Below are 19,713 nucleotides of genomic sequence, written 5' to 3'. Positions count from 1 at the left end.
CGCCCCCGTTACACCCCCGGTCTTACTGGCGCTTTTTAAGAAGCACCCCGCCGATGCTCCAGCTCGCGCTACCGCTGCCGTCGCCCGCGTTCACGCAAGGCAAGCCCGCGTCAGCCCCGCTGCCCGCGTTACCGAAGACATACAAGACGTACCAGGCGGCATTGTTATTACTCCATAAGTACGCCCCGTTTCCTTTTCCAACAGAAGAACCGCCCAGCTTTTCGCACCACATTTCTAACGGGTGTTCCGGGTCAAATCCTTCCAAAAGCTGCCAGCCGGACGTTGTAGGAAATGCAAAGCTTAATGCTTTATAATTCGGGTCTGTATCTCCTACATTATCTTTCGTCGCTGTGTTGTCGTAGCATACATATAGCGTCCCCTGGTATCGGTTCACATTATCTACAAAAGCATACTGCCCGTTATGCTCATGCCCTAAAAGTAACATAGCGTGCTTACCGTCATTCACTAAGCAGCCGTCCCTCATTCCCAGGCTATCGGTTGTTCCCGATATATTAGCGCAATGACTAATAATATTACCTACTGCAATATTTACCGGGTCGCCGTCAAAATAGATCGCTTTCCCTGTTACGCTTCCGTTGCTGTAGTCTTCCACTCTTGTAATTAGTCTCTGCTTCGCTACCTGTGCTCCGCCCAGGCTTGTCCCGATTTCCACAGCATTTCCTACCAGGTATTCGTTGGCTGCTGTCGCAAGTGCGATAACAATACGGTTTGTACTCTGTTCCGCTACTAAAGCCTTGTCCTGGTCTGTGTATCTCAAATAGTAATAGCCCTTGCATACTTTTTCTTGAGTATTAAGACTCGCGTATTTCACAAGAACCAGCATACTATACGCCCAGTAGCTTGTACTATCCATGCTGTAGTATCCTTCTCCGGCTGCTTTTGATCGCGCACGTACCGTAGCTCTATTTATTCTACAATCCGGGTGCTTTCCGCTCATGGATACGTGCTTACTTCCCATAAGCGAAGACGGGTAGCGTCCCCACTCCCACGGCTCTATATATACCGCTCCGTCAAATGCTCCGGCGGAAATCTGTACATATTCGTATGTATCGTCTCGCCAGCGTTTGAGATAATATCCCGGATACTCTGTAAGTACCATGTACTTCGTTGGGTCGTACCCCGGTTCTCCGATATACGCTATTGTTTCCCCTGTATCCAGGTCACAGCATTTAGATACAATCCCCGCCCACGGCATTACATAAGAAAAGTCGTCTTTCCCTACTTTTGTCCCTATGGTCGGGTTTGCTTCCATGCCTACGCTTGCGTCTGTACGTTCCCAGGTATCGCTTACGCTTTCCGTGTTCCATACTCTTTTAACCCCGTAGATCGGCGCGCCTACCTGGGTATGAATCCCAGCAGCTCTTAAGAGTGCGTTTGTTTCTTCCTTCGTGTATCCCTTAATATTTTGTGTGGCTTCTACTCCGGCAGCTTCTATTTGCGCGATTGCTTCCGCTTTTGTATCTGCAATCCCTTTTACTACGTCTTCTGCCTTCGTCTTTGCCGCTTCTGCTGCTTTTACTGAGTTTGCCGCTGCTGTTTTACTTTCTGCTGCCGCGCTTGCTGAATTTGCCGCTGCTGTTGCGGACTTTCCGGCGGCTGCCTTAGAATCTGCTGCCGCGCTCGCTGAATTTGCCGCTGCTGTTTTATTTTCTTCCGCTTTGCTCGCCGCTGTCTCTGCCCTGGAAGTATAACCCGGTATCTGTTTCATAGCTGATTCTGCTGTTTTAACTGCTTCATTAGCTGTATTTAATGCAGTATTCGCTACTTCCTTTGCAAGTCCCACCGTTCTTAATGCATCTGTAAGGCTTTCGTATTCGTTGCTGCTTTTAATATCGTCTTCGTTTACCGCCCCGTCGTCTACATTCAAATAGAATTTAGCTGTACTTAATACGCCGCCGTCAGTTCCGTACAGTACTACGTCTACAATAGCTGTACCCTTGCAAGTTGTCATTTGCCCGCTTATGTCAATTACGATTGTATTGTTATCTTTCGTAGCATTTTTAGTAACCTGTTTTCCATCTGCCTTTCTACAGCGAACTTCTACAGTATTTACCCCAGCAAGGCTATAGTCCTCTCCGTTGTCTTTAATTTCCGCAATTACCCGGCGTTCTGTATCGCCCATCTTTGCGAATACAACTTTATAGGAATCTCTTAAGCCTACATCTAACGTAAGTCGTGTGATCTGTTTATTCATTCTTCAACAGTTCCCCTTTGTATTGTTCAAATTCCATAGCTGCTACTGTAGCATTTCCCGCGCGTACATTTGCTAAGACACTTTCAAGAATCAGCACCGTAATACTTGAATGTAAGCCGTAATTTCTTTCCGCCATAATAACCGCTGTATTTATATCTTTTTTCGCTTTTTCAATAGTAACGCTAAGCGGCTCGGCTACTCTCTTAACTGCTTCTTCTTTTGTCTCTACGTGGTTTTCTTCCTCAACCTCTACTATTTTTCTCATGTTCTTAATTGCTTCTTCTTTTGTTTCTGTGTGTCTTTCTGTCTTTACTTCTTCTTTGCTCATACTACTTCTTTTTCCTCTTCTATTTTCATTTCGCCCGCTTCTGTATTGAAAAGTCTTACCGTGGTTTTTTCTATTACCGGGCTTTCTTCTTCTTTTGGCTTTTCCGCTTCATTAACCTTTAAGTATCTATCTTCTTCCATATTTTCTCCTAACTTCTCGGGGCGCTTGTTATGCCGCCATTTCTTACAGTTATTGATGAACTCCACCACGTAATAGTGCCATCACTATTCGCCTGTATCTTTGTTATTATCGGAATTTCCCCCGTCCAACTGCTATAGCCGTCGTATGACGTGTTTCTTAGATCGGCGTTATACAGATTCCAACCATGTGCGTACACATTACAACCAAAATGTAAGCCCTTTTCTGTATAAATGCTATTCGCTCTCGAATAGCATAAAATCGTATCGTAACTTGTCGCGCTGCTACTTTCTTCTTGCGCCCACGCCATATATTTCCCCTGGTATTCCAAATCAAACGTAAGCCCTTTATGCGCACTATTACTCTTCCACTCATTTGTACCTATTCGCCCTACAAAATAATCATCCCTATAGAATGAATTTCCCGACTGGTTAAATACTGCTCGTTTGCCTTTTGTTGTTACTTCTCCATTGTAAATAGCGATCTGTCCGGCTGAAATTTGCACATACTTAGAACTATTATTAAATGCAACTAGCACATTATTGTAATATTGCGTCACATAACTTCCCATATCCCCTTTTTCTACTTTGCTCGTTATGTTATTTGCATTTACTTTTATAGCACTTCTAAGTTCGTCTTCTATGCCTTCCGCTCTTTTTACCTCTGCTTCGATAGCGCCATTTGCTACTGTAAATTGTGCTTCTGCATGATCTTCGTATTTACCCAGTACTTCCACATCTTTAATATAAACCGTCGTGTTATCCACATAGTTATACACATAAAGGTACTTTGTCCCCGCTGCGCTTATAGTTATCTCCGTTTCGTACTGCTTAAATACTTCGTCGTCCAGCTCTCCGGCTTTTGTATAATAACTTGTTCCACCAAGCGAAACTCTAATTCTTGCTTTGCTTATGCTTCTTAAGTTCGCCCCAGCTTTGAACCTTACCGTATATGTTCCAGCTTTCAATTTCCAGCTTTGGCGCATGTAAATGTTAGACGTTCCCCTTGTAATACTTGCTACATTCCCTAAGTATTCATCGTTTATAGCTTTAATATTATTACTATCACTTAAGTCCCATCCGTCTAAGTTTCCACTTTCAAAAGTTCCATTTTCTACATAGTTATGTTTCAGTTCGTTTACTGCTTTTTTTGCATATGTTTTTACTGATTCTGCTGACTGATCTATAGCCGTATTCATGCTAACCTGTGTTACATATTTCTTAAGCTTTTCGTCCGTGTCGGCTTTTGCATCTGTCAAAGCCTTGTTTGCCTTTGTGTCCGCGTAGTTTTTCGCATTTGTTCCCACTGTATCAGCGTAGCTGTTCGCCCCTGTGCCTACCTTATCTGCATACCCTTTTGCGTTTGTTTCTGCTTCGCTTGCCAGGTTTCCCGCCGTTTCATCTACATACTGAAAACTGGTATAAGTTTTACTCGCTTCTGTCTTGATCTGTTCCGCCGTCTGACTTATTGCCGTATTCATTTCTGTAGTAGTAACATATTTCTTAAGCTTTTCGTCTGTATAACTCTTTGCTCCTGCTCCTACAGTATCCGCATACCCTTTTGCGTTTGTTTCTGCTACTCCGGCGGAATCATCTACATACTTATACGTTGTATACTTCTTGCTCGCTTCGGTCTTAATCTCTTCTGCTGTCTGGTTTATTGATGTCCCCATTTCGACCGTAGTAACATACTTCTTAAGTTTTTCTTCCGTATAGCTGTTCGCGTTGCTTTCTGCTTCATTTGCCAGGTTTCCCGCTGTTTCGTCTACATACTGAAAAGTAGTGTAGGTTTTCTTGAAATCGCTTTTAAGCCCGTCGATATCATTTTTATAGTTTCTCTCTACAGTGTTTACCGCTTCGCTTATATGGGATTCCACCGACTTTTTATAGTTGATGCTGATAGATTCCGCTTGTATGCTATCTGCTTTTATAAGCGCTCCGTCTAACTGCCCGACACATATATAATCAGCGTAAAATCCTCTGCCAGTTCCGAAGGTCTTCCAGTCCCAATCTTTCCCGTCCGCTGTACGTTCTGATGCAATACAGAAGCCCATTGTGCCGATAGACATAGCCCCGTAGGTCGGGCTTCCTTCTACCAGGTCTTCAAATATTACCGCCCTTACTTCTGAAGGTTGCGATATGTCTCGCTGGGCTTTTAATTGTGCCTTTACAGCGTCGATTTTACCGTATACTTCTTCCGCCTTAAGTGTCCCGTCTTCCCTGGTTACTTTCTGTATAATATCTGCCGCGCTGGTTGTCTTGTCAAAATAATTTTCTATAAAGTTCCCTAGCTCAACTTCTGCGTTTTCTTCCTCTATGCAGTCGTACACAAGCCTTATACATCTTGCCGTTACATTTATCTTAAGCTTTCTGTCCTTTGTTAATACGTCGTCGCCTATTCCTACTGTTGTTAATTTCTTGTAGTCTTTATAGTCTTCCGTATTCGCAACTTCTACCAGGTCTACTTTATAATTTACTTTCGGCTTATCAAGCCCGTTTTCATACTCTTTCGTGCACCGTCTTTTAAGTTCTTCCCTTAAAAGTTCCAGCGTACTAAATCCTTCTTCCCCTTCCTGGCAATCTTCCAGCAACTTAACATCTTCAAATTTAATAACTGCTGTCCTGGGGTTTGCATAGCTTCCAATGAGCGGGCTATCTATCCACGGTTCTTCCCCTTCCAGGGTGTGCCCGTTGTATGATACCGGGATAATTCGCGTTACTACATCGTCTATACTTATGTCCGCTTCTATCCCTGTCATATTCCGCCCAAACTCTGCGCACGCTCCATAGTCCCCGCCCAGGCGGTCATTTATGATAACGGTAAAATTATCATACATTCTTTCGCCGCCCCAGCGATTTATAAAGCTGTTTTCGTCGTCCCCGCCGATTGCTTCCATGATATTTTTACGGATATAGTAAGCCGTGGATCGCGTTTTAATATTTGTCTTCGCCTTGTACTTCGTACCGCTTAAGATTATATCTAACGCTTCTTGCCCGGTCTTGTCCGTCGGTCTTACATCTACCAGCATTTCTCCGGCAGAATCATAGAAAACATGTCTTGCATAAGCCGTTACTTCTGTCTCAGTCTTTGTATAATCATAGATTCTAAAAAGCTGCTTCTTTGAGTATGGCGTAGGTGCTGCTATCACATTATCAGTTACCAGGTATTCCCAACGCCCCAGGTCGTCTATAGGGTGTTCTAAGGTAAGCTCTGCCACTCCTTCTACAGTAAGTTCTACTTCGCACGTAGTCGGCGTTAAGGTCATATCTCCGTTACTTCCGTAGTCCTCATTACCTTTAACGTATACCTCTATCATTTATCTGCACCGCCAGTTAGGTTTTATCTTAACTGTAAATCCAGGGCTTACACTAAATGTATTTTCCCCTTCTTTTAAATACAGGTCTTCATAATACCCGGTAAGCCGTCTGTTTGCCGTTTCCTTCAACGCCGTGTAGCAAAGTTTCAGCCCGGTATCTATAACCAGCTTTCCGCCGATATTCGCCGTAACTTCCGTACCGTTTACAGTAAGTGTACATACGCCGTCCCCCGCGATCTCATACACTGGTTTGCACTCTTCAAAAGCATTATACAGTGTATCGCTTAAGTTCCTGGTTTCTGCTCCTTCTATCAGATACATATAGCCTTCACAAGTAAATGTTACCTGGAATTTCCCGATACGCTTCGCTAAGCGCTCGTTTGTCCCTATATCAATTTTCTTCACTTTGTAATAATAGCCCGGGTCGTCTGAAAACATAAGCATACCTGTACTTTCCTTAAGGAATCGCCGTTTTATGCTTCTGAAATCTTCCGCCCAGTCTTCCGGGTCGTCTGACAGGAAGTTATAAGTAATCTCAATGGGAATATCTTTTAATGTTCCTTTTTTTCTGTATAAATTCCCGTCCCTTCCCGGTACTTTTATCTCGTCGTACTCCTGTTCTGCTGTAGGGATATTAGGGCGGCTCACGGGCTTAACGCCCGCGTCTCTGTCCCTAATATTGTTGTATATCGTGTAATATACACCGTTCATTATGCCGCCCCTTTCGCTTTCTGCTTGCTCTTTTGGTCTTTCGTTACATTCTTAACTACTCGCTTTGTTGTCTTTCGTGCTATCTCTTTTCCGTCAAGCTCAGTAATATTTGTGATTTCTACAATTACTGTCTTTTCGGAATCGTCCGTAAATTCTGTAGTATCTACTCTGTTGTTCAGTGCTACTACTTTCGCACTCTGTTTAACCTCTGTTACTGGTGTTATCTTCGCCACTTTCTTTGTAAGTGTTCCCAGGCTCTTATCTATGTCTTCTTCAACATTACCAAGCTCGTTCGTAAATCCTACGCCCGCTCCTTGTGCCATGTACTTACCTACTTCGTCCTGGAATACCCGGGACGGCGAATGTATACCCAGTGCATTTTTTACACCGTCTACTATTCCGCTAAAGAAGCTCTGCACTTGCCGTCTAAACCAGCCAGCGGCATTACATATACCATTCCATACACCCGTTACGATATTGTAGCCTACGTTTGCCATTTGTGACGGTAAGGAAGCTACGCCATTGATCACAGCGCTTACTAACTGGCTCGCTGCATTTCTTCCCTGTTGCAGTAGTCCGCTTCCCCAGTTTGCTACAGATTGTATAGCGCCCTGTATTGCGTTCCAAACTCTGCCCGGCATCTGTGAAAGTGTTGAATATACATTACTTAAAATATTCGATGCTGCCGCGCTCGCCTGGCTTAACATCTGTTGCCCCCAGTTCGCCATATTTGTAATCGCGCTTACTATTGCGTTCCAAATCTTACCTGGAAGCTGTGATAAAAAGTTTACGACCGTCGTTATAGTATTCTGTATATAATTAGTTGCTTGTGTGTATACCTGCTGTCCCCAGTTCTGTACGTTCGTGATCGCGCTTACTATCGCGTCCCAAATCTTGCCCGGAAGCTCTACCAGGAATCCCACTACGGAAGTTATCGTATTCTGTATATACGTTGTTGCTTCCGTGTATATCTGCTGTCCCCAGTTCTGTACGTTCGTGATCGCGCTTACTATCGCGTCCCAAATCTTGCCCGGAAGCTCTACCAGGAATGTTATTACCGTGTTAATAAAATTCGGTATTTCTGTAGTCGCCCATGTTACCAGGTCAATACCGAACTGTACTACATTCCCGATTGCTTGACCGATTACATAGCCGATTTTATACGGCAATTCCTGGAAAAATGCTATTGCATTTGTTACAAATTCAGTAGCAGCCTGTACAACTGCTGCCTTCATATTTTCGCCCCAGGTCGTTACTGTCGTAACTGCTCCCAGTATTGCGTCCCAAATTTTCCCCGGTAATTCCTGGAAAAATGTTACAACGCTCGTTATCGCGTTACTTGCCGCCTGGGTCGCCGCTGTCTTTACATTTTCGCCCCAGGTTGTTATCTTCTCGACCGCTCCCAGTATTGCGTCCCAAATCTTGCCCGGTAACTCCCGGAAAAATGAAGCGATATTATCTACAATATTTCGGAAAGTTTCACAATGTTCGTACAGCAGTTTAGCCGCACCCGCGAACGGATTCGCCAGGAATAATAGAATATCTTGCCAGTTATCTTTTACAAAATCTACAACCTTGCTTAGTGCGTTTGGTATTGTTTCTGTAAAGAATTTTGCAATTTCTCCTACTACTTTTCCTACCGTATCTTTTACGATGTTCCAGGCATTTACTACCGCCGCTCTTGCATCTTCATTTGTGGCGACAAATCCGACTATAGCCGCTACCAGTGTAGCAACCAACGTTATAATTAACATCATCGGATTAGCAGCCATTGTTATATTAACAAGTTTCTGTATGGCATTTAGCGCCACTTCTGCCGCCGTAAGTCCCTGTATAGCTGTTACTACTCCGTTGATTATCGACGCTACCTTAAATACCGCAAATCCCGCACCTATGGCAGCTAATAAGCTGGCTATCGTGTCGCCGTGGTCTGCAATCCAGCCCAGCCCTTCCAGGATTTTAGGTAATACCGCTACAATAATTTCACTGGCTTTTTCTACCAGGTTTCCGAAACCTGTAGCAACCTTATCAAGCGCGCCGCTCAGCTCCCCGCTCGCTAAATCTGTCTGTAAATCTCCTATTACGTTCGTAATATTCGTTACTGCATTTTTAAGCGGTGTCTCGAACTTTTCATAAGCAGCAATTCCAAGCCCTTCCAGCCCGCTCTTTAATATCGTAATTTTACCCTGTAAGTTATCATTCATCGTTGCCGCCATTTGTTCGGCAGCGCCCGTAGAATTTTCTATGTATCCGCTTAACTCATTGAACCGCTCGCCGCTGTTCGCAAGTAAAGCATTTACGCTCTTAAGGTCAACTTTATTAAAGATTGTGTTTAATACTTCTGTCTGCTCTCCCTGGGTCATATTTCCCAGGATTCCGTTAAGGTCTTGGAAAGTCTCATTCAACGGGCGCATATTCCCGTTTGCGTCGAAGACTTCAAGCCCTAACTCTTGCATTTTTTTCTTTGCGGTATCCGTCGGCGCTGTAAGGCTTAAAATTACGTTTCGTAATGCTGTTCCGCCTTCTGCTCCCTTCGTTCCGCTATCCGCGAATATTCCTAATACGGTATTCGCTTCGGTAACTCCGCCCGCTAAGCTCTTAGCCGTTCCGCCTACGCTAAGCAGCGCTTCGCCCAACTGTTGCACACTGGTATTACTCTTTTGTGAGGTCTTCGCCATTTTGTCTACAAAACTTTCTGTAGTTCCGGCTTTGTCCCCTAGTGCGCTCATGCTGTCCGTTACCATGTCGGAAGCTGTCGCTAAATCCATTCCGCCCGCTGCTGCCAGGTTCAAAACTGTAGGTAATGTCTCTACTGCTTTGTCTGCATCATATCCGGCAAGTGCCATATAGTTAAGGGCTTCTGCTGCCTGGGTAGCGCTAAACTGTGTAGTATTTCCGGCTTCTTTCGCTGCATTTTCCAGCTTTGTATAAGCTTCACTTCCCCCGGCTATTTCCTGGGTAGTCATGCCCATAGTAGCCGCTACCTGGCTCATGCCACTCTCGAAGTCCATACCGACGCTTATCGCGCCCTTCGCAAGTTCCTTTATACCGTTGGCAAGCTCTTTTACTCCGTTGATGATCGCGGAAGAAATAAGATTAGCCTTAATAACGTCGCCCAGGCTTATAGTTTTATTCCCGGCTTCGTCCATGTTGCTTCCCGCCGTCTTTATTTCCTGTCCGAAAACAGTCCATTTCTTTTCGGCGTTCGTTAATTCTTCTTCTGTATTTTTTAATGCTGTATTCTGCTCAGTAAGTGCCGCTTTCGATTCATTCAGCTTAACCGTATTCTTCGCTATTGCGTCTTCCTGTTTCTTTACAGCATTTGTAGCCTTTGCGTGTGCTTCTTTTGCTTCTTCTAGCTGTGCATTTAGTTTTTGGCTTTCCTCGCTGTCTTTTCCAGTCGCCTTAACGCTATCTTCATGGGCTTTCGTAAGCTCTGCTACCTTCTGCTTTGCCTTGTCTTCCTTCTCTATCAGTTCTGTAAGCTTCTGCTTCTGAGCTGTTAAATTGGTCTGCTGTAGCTTAATTGCGTCCGTTTGCAGCTTAATCTTACTTGTAAGCTCTGTCTTCTTAGCCTTAAGTAAATCTGTCTGACTTCCTAATGCTTTCGCTTGTGCCGCTTCTACCTTATATTCGCTGGTAACAAGCTTCATTTGCGTAAGCATTGATTTCATTTGACTGGTAAACTCGCTTGTATTCGCCCCTACTCTGAGACTTGCACCAGCCATTTATTACGCTCCTTATGTCTACTTTTCCCGGTCATATTCGACTTGAAATACAACGTAGTCCAATAAGTCGCTTAAATCTGATTCTAAGCACTCCTTATAGCTGTTTCGCATACTCTTTATACATATCTGTAGGATAGCGTCCAGGTTGTCCCCGTATGATCTCCATATTTCTTCCTGCGTCGTCTCTTCGATATATCCATTTTCCTGGTCGTATTCATCGAACGCGCTACCCTGGTCTTCTTCCGGCACTCCGCCCAAAAGTGTACCAAGATACCGTATTTTTTCATTGACAGAAATATCTATGATTTCTACTATCGCTCCAAACGTATCTATAATGTCTGCTACGTCCAGCCGTTCTATTTCTTCATTCTCTACCCTGTCGTTAAATACAGCCTGTATCACGGCAGCGTATAGCTCTAATAAGTCGTCTTCATCATCAGTACAGCTAATTCTCTCCATAAGCTTTATAAATCTTCGGTAAGCGTATGTCGTGATTCTGTATAGCCTTTTTTCTCCTTCCTCACATTCCAGGCAGTAGTCTATTACACCTGTGAGCTCAAATTTTTTTTTGCGCCCGCGGCTTCGTCCTTAAGCTTCTTAAGGATATTCGCGTTAATCAGTCCGAAGTTAAAAATAATCTCTGAAACATCTTCTAAAGATTCGTTCGCTTCTTCAAAAGTAAACTGATTATCATACACCAGTACAATAGTGTTAATCATTTCATCCAGTTCCGCGTCTGTATAGGTCTGCTTCTCCGGGCGTGTCAGTCTTTCGTATACCTCGCGGAAGGCTTTATATTTCTTTCTTCCAATCTTTCCGCAATCGTATTCTTTGCCGCCGATTGTAATAATATTTGCTTTCCCGGTCTTTGCTGTCTTTTCCGCCTGTAAATTGCTCTTGTTCAGAATTTCCGCATTGATAAGTGAGAAATTAAGCAGAATATCCGGGATTTCGTCCAGCGCGTCGCTGGCTTCATCAAATGTAAACTGATTTCCGTATACCACTACGATAGATTCAATCATTTTATCTAAGTCTTCGTCTGTGAAAACCATAGAAGCAACTTCCTTCTTTAAAAAGCTGTCGAATGTCTCACAAAATGATCTGTATTTTTCTCTTGTAATTTTTCCACTTTCATATTCTTTATCGTTAATTGTTATTTTCATATTCGCACCTTCTTAGCGGTGTCAGAATATGACACCGCCCCTTTTTTTCTCTTTTTACGCTGCTACATCTGCTTTGTATTCCTGTACCGCCCCGAACCATTCCGCAATAGCTTTTTTAGCGTTTGCATGTTCTTCAAGTAATTGTGATTCGTCCACCTTAAGCGCATAGAAGCGTTTTGCTTTTCCGTCTACGGTATCCTCTTTCTTTCTTGCGTAGAAAGTAAATGTAATCTTCTGTGTCTGAGCGGTCTTCTTGTCCTTGATTGTCTCGTAGGACTCTTCCGGGTGTTCTGCTTTTCCGCAATAGTACCATACAAATTCGTACTTCCCGTTGTTCTGCTTTGCCCGGAATCCTAAAGCAACTTCCTTCGCTCTGTCGCTCTCTGATTTTACCAGGTAGCCGGATTTATACAGGGAATCAAACAGTAACGCATAGTCGCCCGGTGTCAGTCTGTTTACTTCCAACTCAATTTCTGCTTTTACAAATGTTTCTGTAGTATCCTCTACTTCGTCGTCACTGTATAAGTACTCTACCTCGAATGTCTCTTTAATAGTTGCCGTGATTGCTTTCGCCAGCCTGGTAGGTGTGTCTGCTGCATAGGTCGTAGCATCGTTTGTAGTAACTTCCGCTACACAGATATCCTTTAAGCCTACTACTCGGCTTCTCTCAATCGTCTGTTTATTTTCCTGGACTTTCATTACCTTAGTCTTCTCCTTCGGTATTTATCAAAAAATAAAATCGCGCTGCTTTATGGTATATTTTCGTATCCTGTTCATAATCATCATTTCCCGCAAAATATGTAAAGCCCGCCTTCTTAAGTAATTTCTTTATTTTCCGTTTCAAAAGAAAACAATCTTCTTCACTCCATATATCTACCTGTATATAGTATTCTTCTGCTTCGTTCTTATCGTCGCTATGGTTCGCGTCGGTATCCGTAATATAGTAAAAAGTAATATGGGTATCGTTTATATCCTGGTTATACCAGCCTTCTTCTACGTGTTTTCCCGTTATACCTATTACGTCTGCTATATACGCCGTTAAATCCAGGTCTTCGTTATTCGGATAATCCGCCATGATCTGCTTAAGCTGCTGCTTTTCTTCTTCACTCAGAAGTGCCATATTATCCCCCTAACTTTTCCTTTAAAACTTTCTCGTATTCTTCTTCTGCTATGCTCTTTAGTGCGCGATATGTCGGGCGCGCTGCTTCCAGCATGAATTTTTTAGGCTTATGCATCGTCGTACCCCATTCATGGAACTTCATGTAGAAAAATGGCGAAGTATCGCTTTTTTCCCAGCCTATGACTTCTCCATAGTTCCCGCTTTGTGTCGTTCCCTTCTCCGGGACATTATCCGCCGCGTGCTGCCCCGTCCTGCTGCCGCGCCGCCCGGATTTCATAGGGTTTTTACTGTATGCTTTCTTCCTTATCTGCCCTTCCGATTCTTCTAAGCCGACTTTCCCGGCTTTCTTTACAATCTTTTTATTTAGGTCTTTCAGTTCCGACGCTGTAGCAAGCCTTTCTATTTCCCGCTGCACTTCGTCCAGTCCCAAAAAATCCATAGTAATATTAAAACTCATACTACTTCTTGCCCTTTAAGTACCACTTTCCGGCGGTCGTATTTGCCGTAATCGGCATTGATAAGCTTAAATATACGTTCGCCCCATACTACCCGGTATTCCTTTGTATTTAAGGCTTCCAGGGCTTTGCAGTATCGCGTTTCAAAGTTCATTACATTTTCTAACTTTGCTTCCAGGGCGGTATACAGTTCTTTCCCGTACAGGCTCTTTACTTCACACCAGCATTTTAAGTAGTCGTCCCACTTTTCTACTGGTCGCCCTTTTTCTACGGTCTTTTGCCGCTTCTGTATCATTACATACATTTTACCTACCCCACATTCGCTAGCTTATCCAGGATAGTTTGTGTTATCTTATCCTGTTTCGTGTTATTGCTTACTGTAGTTCCTCTTACGTCGTACATATCGCTTATTACTTTCTTCTGTAAGAGGGTTGCAAGTCTGCAACCTCTCTTATATTCTTCTTCGCTATTGTATTTATCCTTTTCCCGGTATGCAGTACCCACACAACCGTCTATATAAGCTTCGGATATATCTATAAGCTCCGTGATATAGTCGTTATCATCGTCATAGCCTACCCTTAAATATTCCTTCGCTTCCTGTAATGTGATCGCCATAAGCTACGCCTACGCTGCCGCGAACTCAATTTTAAAGTCTGCTCTGTCGTCCAGTTTCTCACAGTCAAAGCGCTCCTGTACTTTCAGCGCCAGTTCGTCAGATTCAAAGAATACAGACTTATCCGTAGACACTGTATAGCCTTTTCTCTCGAAGAATTTAACCAGGGCATACAAATTTACTACATAGAAAATCATTTTTTCTGTAGTGCTTGCTGTAATATCTTCGTCACTCAGCGTAATAAGCTCTTTACCCTGGAAGTATTCTTTACCGTTTACCTCTTTAACCAGGTCTAAGTTTCTTCCGTTCTTATCTTCCTGTGACTTTAAGTACACGCTGCCGGAAAGGTTTGTAATTACTACCACTCTTCCGCGAAGTGTCGGTAATACTCCGTCGATAATTTTCTTTACATCTCTCCAATCCTTCGCACCTGTAGACTTGTCTACGGCATTGGCTTCTACGATCTGCATAATCTCATCATTTTCAGTATTAACCCCAGCTTCCGCGAAGTCCGGCTTAATAACTTCCTGTACGATATTTACGGCTTCGTCTTCCTGTAAATCGTTTGCAATCGGTACAAGCGAACCGTAATTCTCAATGTCGTACTTGATATCCTCTGTATTTGCCGCTTCTCCTGTAAGCTTCGTGCCAGATTTATACTTTTTCAGCTTTTTACCGCCGATTTTTGCAAACGGCATTTTGCCATGGTTAGAGGTTGCTTTGATTACATGGCAATGGTTTTTAAGGCTTGGGAAACCAGCTCTTAATACCTGGATATCGTTTACGAACTGCTCCGGCAGAATAGCAGCGTTACCGTCGATATTTACGGCAGCTCTTTCTTCGTCTGTCAGTGCTGCCTTTCCATGCAAAGCAAATTTTACGGCAGCTCTCAACTCGCTTACTGCTCCTGTTGATCTGCTTTCTTTCTGTTTCTTCTGTCTTCCCAGGTCTTCCCGCTCTTCGTCGTCCTCTGCTTCTCTTACCGCAAGCAATTTCTGTAATTTTCTCTTTTCTGCTAAAGCTTCCTCCGCCTTGTCCGCGTCTCTGCTTTCCAGGTATCCGTTAATTTCCTCTGTTTTCTGTACAATCTCTTCTCTTAATTCCTGTACTGTCATGTGGTTACTCCTTGTTATTTTCGTCTGCGATTTCCAAAAGTCGCGCTTCTTTTCTCAGCTCTTCCAGCCGTTTCTCTTCTTTGGTATCTGCTTTCATACGTTCAAAGCTTCTACAGTTAATTTGTGAACTGTCATAAGCTGGGAACGTACACGGGCTTACTTCCAACAGCTCCGCTTTTACAACACTTCTTTTGTACATTTCTTCGCCTTCGTGCTGTACTTTGCTCCATTTATCTTCTAAACAGATAAAACCGAAGCTACTACCGTCTACGTCTCCACGCTTCACGCTTTCCCGTACATCGTTTCCCCATGTGTTATTAGGTAAATCAATGTCGTAATTCAGCCCGGTAGTATCCCCCATGTTAAATCTGAGTGTATCCGTCTTCGTGCTTCCAAGTGGTCGGCTTGTGTCGTGATTCCATAACGCTTTTATCTCGCTGCCGTTCTCTTTGCATCTGCTTAAGCTTTCATCGAAGCACCCCGCGGCGATTTCCTCTAAATATTTGTCGCCCCAGCGGTCAGTAATAACTACAGGCGTATTATACTTAACTGCATAACCGCCAATCGTGCGGCTTTCTTCGCCTTCTGCTGCTCTCACTTCAAGCGGTATCCCCTGGCACGCTGCATAATTTCTTCTTTCCTGGATTTCCGCCGCATCTTCTGTACTGTGTGTGTTATTCTCCGGCATTTCCCTTTGTGTCCTTTCCTAAGTCCTTAAGCTTAAGCACACCAGCATTTACTATAAGGTCGTCCCCGTCCTCTGTAGTTTCCCTTCCAAGCTCTAACCTGGCTTCGTTCGGTTTCATGATTCCGCCCGCCACGTAAGCGCATAATATTTTTTGCTGGGTTTCCGGCGAAGAACGCAAAATAACATTTGTGTTATGCTTCGCTTTATATCCTTGTGCCCTGTCGTCTTTTGTTAAGCAGCCCCACGTTACTTCCTGTTCGATAGATTCATACAGGATAAGCAGTGTATCCACCAAAAAGCTTAACTGCTGCTGTTCTAGCGAATTATTATTTGTGTCTTTCAAGTCGTTAAGCTGATACATTTTTATACCAAATAGCGCCGCGATCTGACTTATAGACATTCTTCTTATCTGCTCATACTGTGCGTCTGCCAGGGATAAATTTACGGGTTGTACATTAAATCCCGCCGGAACTGTAAAAATACGTTTTCCTTTGCTGTACAGTTTTCCAAACTTTTCCTGTATCTTTTTAAGCTCTTTTTCGTCCCTTATGTCGCTTGTAAGCTGTATTACCATTTTGTTAGTCAATCCATTATCAAATAACGTGTTAAGGTAATTCTGTGCTTTAATCTGTACGTCTATCGTGCTTTTTACGATAGTCCTTACCGCTTCCGTGTTAATTCCGTCCATAGTAAAGCCTTTGAATATCAGCAAATCCTCATAAAAGGCGCTTTCGTTCATTCCCGTACCTGGTACTTTGAAATCAACTAAAACTTTATGCTTTTTGGTTGATCTGAGTACACCCGCATCGTCTATAGTGATTCCTTCTATCGTGCAAGGGTACAAAGCTTCTATTTTTCCTTTTCTTCCGTACACTTTTACCGCTCCGGCTATTCCTTCGTGTTGCCTGGTGGCTTCTATTGCCTTCCAAAAGTCTACCGCCGTCATATACGGGTTTGGTCTTAAACTCAAAAGCTCATATAACGGGTGTTCTTTTGCCCTTCTTTCGCCTGTTTCCGTGTCCTGGGTAAGATATAGCGGCGTTTTCGCCACTGCTTCCGACAGCTTTTTTATACAGGTAAAGTAGGTTGCTTCCTTCATTGCCGCCGCTGGTTGGTCTTCTTCTATCCCAAAAACCTTTAAAAAAAGCTTTTCTTCGTCCGTAAGTCGCGGCGTATCGTCTACTTCTTCGCTTCTTTTTTCCAAAAAATCCAAAAACATTAACTTTTACCGCTCCTTACTATCATAATCGCGACTGCTGCCAGCTCAGCAGCTAAAACATACATACCGATATGCGGGTTTATGTCGTATGTCGTCCCAAACACTACCGCCATAGCTGCCAATAATAGCCCGTCTGCGATCACTATTTTTTTCTTCATGTTTTTTAACTTCTTAAGCATATTTTTTCCTTCTTACATCGCGTCCAGGTATTCCACCGGGTTATAGTGTTCAATACCATTTTCTTCGATGCACAATAGCAAGCCCATAAGCATGGCTATTACACCGTCGATTTTAAATTTACTTTTCTTCTTACTGTACTTGACTCCTAACATTTCGTCGTAAACTGCTATACAGTTTTTCGCCATAAATCGGAAGCACTCATTTTCTGCAATAACCAGCCTTTCGTCTACTAATAGGTTCTCAAAATCGTTAATAACCTGTGTCATAGTCTTAGTTCCCTGTCCTATTGGGATAACGTCCCAGCGGTCTTCTAATCGGTTTATGATTGTTGTACTTCCCCACTGGTCGAAGCCTATCTGTTCTATCCTGTATTTTTCGTCCAGTTCTACCGCATGGTCTAAGAAGCGTTCAAAATTTACATATTTTCCGTCTAAAGCTATCAAATCGCCTTTTTTTATCCAGTACTCATAAGGGTTATTGTCCTTATGCTGCCTGTAAGCTACCGTTTCTTTCGGCGTATACAGGTACGGCACTACGATAAATCGCCCGGTTGTCTCTTCATAAAACACCAGGACAAAGCCCGTAATATCATTTTTACTTGATAAATCCAGTCCGCCCCAGCACTTCCAGCCTTCTAAGTCTTTCGTGTCTACCTTTTTCGTACACAAGTCCCATAAGTCCATATTTATAGCGCCTTTTTCATGGTCTAACGCTACGTGCTGGTTTAGGAACATACGCCTAAACATATTTTCCTGTAAAGGCATAAGCCGTATACGCTTCGCATAGTTCGCCAGGTCTTCCAGCTTCCTAAATACTCCTAATGCCGGGTTCGATTTATACCATTGTGTTTCGTCCTCAACATTACAATCTTTATCAGCTTCGTAAATCCTATAGTAAAAGCTCGGGTCGTTCACTTCCCCGGCTTCTATTTTCTTTGCCATAGTATAAAGCTGCATTTCCGGGTTTGCCGGGTCTTCTCCGCTGGAAGCCGTTGTAATTGTCATTATTAACGGCTCGTCCCATGCTCCTTGTCCCGTTCTCAGCTTTCCGTACATTTCGTCGTTTTTCGCCTGGTGTATCTCGTCCAGGACGGCTACATAATCGTTAAAGCTGTCGGCGTTGTCTGCATCTGACGACAGTACCATAAGCTTATTACCGTTATCTTTCCGTATAATGGTTTTCGTACTGCTTGTAATCTTGCAGTAGCGGCGTAGCGTCTTATTTGCTTTTATGAAATGTTCTACCGTTCCGTACAGCTCGCCCGCCTGTTTGGTTGTATTTGCCGTTAAAATAAAAAGCGCGCCGAAGATATGCCGTTGACAGAAAAAGAGATATACTACTATAATCGCCGCCAGGAATGACTTACCATTTTTTCGCGGTATATTTATATGTGCTTCTCTATGTTTCCGCTTGCCGTCGCTCCTTCTCTTTACGCATAGGATTTCTGTTATTATTTCAAACTGAAATTCTAATAAATCAAAGTTTCGGCTTGCTCCTCTATCATTGGTCAACTTCGACACGAACTTAAATACTTTCTTTGCTTCCTCTACATCGTAGTAGTATTCTTCCGTATCCCACTTCTTTTGTAACTTCTCCAACCAGGCAGCTAAAAGCAGTTCCGTGTTAATCATGTGCTATCATTCCGTCCAGCTCCGCGTCTATGCCGCCGTCGCCTTGTGCGCTCTCTGCCTTCATTCTCTGCCGCGCCGCTGGCGTTAATCCTAATTCTTTCGCCCAGGCTCTCATTTCCGTCTGTGCTTTATTTGCTATGCTTACTTCTGGTCTTTGCTGTTCGTAACCATTATCGCCCACTTCCATACTGTAACCTTTTTCGTCTATGATCTGTTCGCACTTCTGCCACTTTGCATAGTTCGTACAGTAAGCTTCTAGGGCTTTAAGGTCTTTGTCCGTAAATTCTTTTTCTTCTTCCGCGAAGATTTTCGCAATCCTTCGCCACTCTTTTTTAGCCGCCGCACTTAACCACTTCGGGCAAGGTTTCGGCTTGTTTTTTTCTGTCTTTTTTTCTTCATTCGCCATACTGCCACCTTCTCAGACCCCCCCCCTATACAAAAAATCGGCGTTTTTTTTCAAATCAACTTGAACTCGGGACTTTTAAAAAGAAATAAAAAGTTTTTATATCCCCCCGCTGTCTCCGAACTCGCGCCGGAAGCGCTGTAGCATATCGTAAAGCGTTCGCTGCATCTTCTTTTTTGCCATGTATCCGCGGTCATATTCTTTATGTATGCGCCTGTGGTTTGCTTCGCTCAGCCCTATTACATTGTCTCTATCAAGTCGTCTATGCCATGCTTCCGTAACCTCTTCTATGTGGTGGTACTGCTCCGCTGTTATCACTATTCCCGTTGTGTAGTATTCAAATATATCTACGCCAAGTTGCGCCGCTTCCTGGTTGGCTCTGAACCCTTCCCAGGCTTTGCTATTATAGAACTGCTGCCGCCGGGCTTCCTCTTCGTTCTCCATACGCTTACGCTTGTATTCTCTGTACTTCTCTCTGTCTGTGTTCTTGTGCCTGTCACAATACTTAACCCCAGCTTCTACTACCTTGTGGCAGCCCGGGTAACTGCATAACTTCTTAAGCATCTATCTTTCTTCTTTCATAGTGCCGCCCTGGATTTCATGCGGCACTTGGGAGGTTTAGACAAACAAAAAAAGAAGAACCAGGCAAAGGGTGCTTTCCTTTACCTAATTCTTCTTGCGTTTGTATCT

At 43.6% G+C, this 19,713-nt stretch carries 20 protein-coding genes; all 20 read right to left on the bottom strand.

The window, feature by feature from the left end:
* Positions 1-22 precede the first annotated feature (22 nt).
* The 20 genes from PG418_RS05850 to PG418_RS05755 all read right to left on the bottom strand — a co-directional run bounded on the left by PG418_RS05850 (position 23) and on the right by PG418_RS05755 (position 19,587).
* Positions 23-2,215, bottom strand: a complete 2,193-nt coding sequence (locus PG418_RS05850; protein WP_498837196.1) for a BppU family phage baseplate upper protein — start codon at positions 2,213-2,215, stop codon at positions 23-25.
* The gene (locus tag PG418_RS05845; RefSeq protein ID WP_270475476.1) at positions 2,208-2,543 is read right to left on the bottom strand and encodes a hypothetical protein; all 336 of its coding nucleotides are present in this window, start codon (positions 2,541-2,543) and stop codon (positions 2,208-2,210) included. The genes PG418_RS05850 and PG418_RS05845 overlap by 8 nt, the downstream gene beginning before the upstream one ends.
* A complete protein-coding gene (locus PG418_RS05840; protein WP_498837195.1) occupies positions 2,540-2,683 on the bottom strand; it encodes a hypothetical protein in 144 nt (47 codons plus the stop codon). Before PG418_RS05840 ends, PG418_RS05845 begins: the two co-directional genes overlap by 4 nt.
* Before the next feature lie 8 nt (positions 2,684-2,691).
* Positions 2,692-5,997: a phage tail spike protein gene (locus tag PG418_RS05835; protein ID WP_498837194.1), complete on the bottom strand. Its 3,306-nt coding sequence runs from the start codon at positions 5,995-5,997 to the stop codon at positions 2,692-2,694.
* A complete protein-coding gene (locus tag PG418_RS05830; RefSeq protein WP_118046760.1) occupies positions 5,998-6,708 on the bottom strand; it encodes a distal tail protein Dit in 711 nt (236 codons plus the stop codon).
* Positions 6,708-10,436: a phage tail tape measure protein gene (locus tag PG418_RS05825; protein WP_498837193.1), complete on the bottom strand. Its 3,729-nt coding sequence runs from the start codon at positions 10,434-10,436 to the stop codon at positions 6,708-6,710. The genes PG418_RS05830 and PG418_RS05825 overlap by 1 nt, the downstream gene beginning before the upstream one ends.
* A gap of 18 nt (positions 10,437-10,454) precedes the next feature.
* Complete coding sequence (locus tag PG418_RS05820; protein WP_101874971.1) at positions 10,455-10,895, bottom strand: hypothetical protein; 441 nt, start codon at positions 10,893-10,895, stop codon at positions 10,455-10,457.
* Positions 10,896-10,978: 83 nt separating this feature from the next.
* A complete protein-coding gene (gene gpG, locus PG418_RS05815) occupies positions 10,979-11,599 on the bottom strand; it encodes a phage tail assembly chaperone G (RefSeq protein ID WP_118315643.1) in 621 nt (206 codons plus the stop codon).
* A gap of 54 nt (positions 11,600-11,653) precedes the next feature.
* Positions 11,654-12,298 (bottom strand): major tail protein, encoded by a 645-nt coding sequence (locus PG418_RS05810; RefSeq protein WP_117528022.1) that lies wholly within the window; start codon positions 12,296-12,298, stop codon positions 11,654-11,656.
* Between the two features lie 4 nt (positions 12,299-12,302).
* Positions 12,303-12,719, bottom strand: a complete 417-nt coding sequence (locus PG418_RS05805; RefSeq protein WP_117528020.1) for a hypothetical protein — start codon at positions 12,717-12,719, stop codon at positions 12,303-12,305.
* A gap of 1 nt (position 12,720) precedes the next feature.
* A complete protein-coding gene (locus PG418_RS05800; RefSeq protein WP_118046763.1) occupies positions 12,721-13,176 on the bottom strand; it encodes an HK97-gp10 family putative phage morphogenesis protein in 456 nt (151 codons plus the stop codon).
* Positions 13,173-13,478 carry a phage head closure protein gene (locus tag PG418_RS05795; RefSeq protein WP_101874966.1) on the bottom strand — a complete coding sequence of 102 codons (306 nt, stop codon included), beginning with the start codon at positions 13,476-13,478 and terminating at the stop codon, positions 13,173-13,175. The genes PG418_RS05800 and PG418_RS05795 overlap by 4 nt, the downstream gene beginning before the upstream one ends.
* A 5-nt stretch (positions 13,479-13,483) precedes the next feature.
* Positions 13,484-13,789 carry a head-tail connector protein gene (locus PG418_RS05790; RefSeq protein WP_180208250.1) on the bottom strand — a complete coding sequence of 102 codons (306 nt, stop codon included), beginning with the start codon at positions 13,787-13,789 and terminating at the stop codon, positions 13,484-13,486.
* Positions 13,790-13,798: 9 nt separating this feature from the next.
* Entirely contained in the window at positions 13,799-14,902 is a 1,104-nt protein-coding gene (locus PG418_RS05785) for a phage major capsid protein (protein ID WP_117528016.1), read from the bottom strand.
* 4 nt (positions 14,903-14,906) lie between these two features.
* Positions 14,907-15,590: an HK97 family phage prohead protease gene (locus tag PG418_RS05780; protein ID WP_498837192.1), complete on the bottom strand. Its 684-nt coding sequence runs from the start codon at positions 15,588-15,590 to the stop codon at positions 14,907-14,909.
* A complete protein-coding gene (locus PG418_RS05775) occupies positions 15,577-16,809 on the bottom strand; it encodes a phage portal protein (protein WP_118046766.1) in 1,233 nt (410 codons plus the stop codon). The genes PG418_RS05780 and PG418_RS05775 overlap by 14 nt, the downstream gene beginning before the upstream one ends.
* The gene (locus tag PG418_RS05770) at positions 16,809-16,988 is read right to left on the bottom strand and encodes a hypothetical protein (protein ID WP_117528010.1); all 180 of its coding nucleotides are present in this window, start codon (positions 16,986-16,988) and stop codon (positions 16,809-16,811) included. The genes PG418_RS05775 and PG418_RS05770 overlap by 1 nt, the downstream gene beginning before the upstream one ends.
* Before the next feature lie 12 nt (positions 16,989-17,000).
* Complete coding sequence (locus tag PG418_RS05765) at positions 17,001-18,620, bottom strand: terminase large subunit (protein ID WP_118315640.1); 1,620 nt, start codon at positions 18,618-18,620, stop codon at positions 17,001-17,003.
* A complete protein-coding gene (locus tag PG418_RS05760) occupies positions 18,613-19,026 on the bottom strand; it encodes a phage terminase small subunit P27 family (RefSeq protein ID WP_118046769.1) in 414 nt (137 codons plus the stop codon). The genes PG418_RS05765 and PG418_RS05760 overlap by 8 nt, the downstream gene beginning before the upstream one ends.
* 96 nt (positions 19,027-19,122) lie before the next feature.
* Positions 19,123-19,587, bottom strand: coding sequence for a DUF8602 domain-containing protein (locus PG418_RS05755; protein ID WP_118046771.1), 465 nt, complete (start codon positions 19,585-19,587; stop codon positions 19,123-19,125).
* Positions 19,588-19,713 lie beyond the last annotated feature (126 nt).

The organism is Bariatricus sp. TF06-38A (assembly GCF_027690675.1).
GTDB classification, from domain to species: Bacteria; Bacillota; Clostridia; order Lachnospirales; family Lachnospiraceae; genus Allocoprococcus; species Allocoprococcus comes.
This window is presented reverse-complemented; position numbering and strand designations above follow the sequence as displayed.